Genomic DNA, 1,492 nt, shown 5'->3' on the forward strand with positions numbered 1-1,492 from the left:
CTGTCTCTTGATCACATCTTAGAGTTCAAGAGACTTGGCTAATTCGTACCCTTCAAGGATGGCTTGTAATTTGAGCCATCCTTGCCACAGCACTTTGACCGAAGCTCTTCCGGTACGCTTGGTATCTTTCCAGCCTCCTAATCGCGCCAGTTGTTCATAAGCCCACAGCACTGAAGGCACTTCATCGGGAAGCTTTGTCTTCATTCGCTTAGCCCAGAGTAACTTCCAGGCTGTGGTCGATAAGATTTGCCCTACGGTTGTGTCTGGATGATGCTCTTTGGCGAATTTGAGCTGCAAGAGCCGCGTGGCGATGAACCCATTGATGGTCACAAGCCGCTCCATGTTGTTCTGGCACTGGAGTCTTAAGCTTTCGATATCAGTGCCATCGCTTTTCCAGACTTTGTGGTATTCCTCGACTAACCAGCGGTATTCATAATATCGGATTATTGTTAACGCTTGCTCTGGAGTTGAGACCGGCTCATTGGTCAGCAGGTGCCAGCTTAAGCCGCTCTGTGGATTGTTGCGCTCCGAGCAACCAACGTAGTAAACCGGTAGCGACTGACCTTGTTTGTTTGAGGGCGTTTTTAAGGTCACAGGAGCGAAACTGATGTCGAGCGTGGCGGTGCGCGCTTTGCGGCCACCTTTTTGGGCGATATGGACTTGTTTAACACCAGCGCTTTGTAATTCGCTCGCAAAGGCATAGAGCTTATCCGCGCCTTCCTCAATGTGTCGGCTTTGCATGGAGCGAACCACAAATCGCTGCCGCTGCGCTAGTTTGTAACTCAAGTATTCGTAGATATCCGCCTCTCGGTCACACACCGAAATAACCTTTGCCATCTGCTCTTGAAGCCTTGTGGCCATGGCTCGTGACGCTGACTCCCATTTGTAGCCTTCCTTGTCTTGGTAAGGCGTCTGAGCATGAAGCCGCCGCTTCCCTCGAGTGGCGATATCTCGCGTCCAACGTGATTGTTCAATCAGCCCAACAATCCGCTTCTCATCAGGAGCAAACAACAGGACGCTGTGAGCGAATAGTCCTCGGTGACGATTGCCTTGATTTACGTGACCTAAGTCATCGCGAATGCTTCGGTGGCGGTAAACCAGCGACGTGGTATCTTCGAGCGCCAGCAACAAGTTGTGCGATTTGGCTTGCTCTACGGTTGCTTGAAAGCCCGCATCGGCGATGGCGTTAGCGTCAATATGCTCGTTGCGGATAAAGCGGTAAGCGCCTTCCATCTCGGCAGGGGATTGGGTCACATTCACAAGTGGTTTCCCGGGTTCGTTAGCTAAAGCAGATGCTAACTTTACCAGACGAGCCGTTCGTCTTGGGTCTCCCAAATCAGCAGCGCCAAATTGTTCCGACGCCCACTTTAAGTGACTGTTAACCATGATGATACTCCCAAAAAAGTAATGTGGAGATCAGATCGAAGTTCACGGAAAAAGTTCAAAAAAATCCCCGCCAATTGCTTAGCGGGGATTTGTGTATAAGAGACAG

At 50.6% G+C, this 1,492-nt stretch carries 1 protein-coding gene; it reads right to left on the reverse strand.

Annotated features, from left to right (window positions below; translation table 11 throughout):
• Nucleotides 1-18: 18 nt before the first annotated feature.
• On the reverse strand, nucleotides 19-1,386 hold the full coding sequence (locus IC617_RS17160; protein ID WP_191146218.1) for an IS4 family transposase: 1,368 nt from the start codon (nucleotides 1,384-1,386) through the stop codon (nucleotides 19-21).
• Nucleotides 1,387-1,492: the final 106 nt, after the last annotated feature.

It is taken from the genome of Neiella litorisoli (assembly GCF_014773395.1).
Taxonomy (GTDB): Bacteria; Pseudomonadota; Gammaproteobacteria; order Enterobacterales; family Neiellaceae; genus Neiella; species Neiella litorisoli.

What these genes read in the sequence shown, in the direction of transcription:
- IC617_RS17160 (WP_191146218.1), bottom strand. Translation starts at nt 1,386, where the DNA reads ATGGTTAACAGTCACTTAAAGTGGGCGTCGGAACAATTTGGCGCTGCT.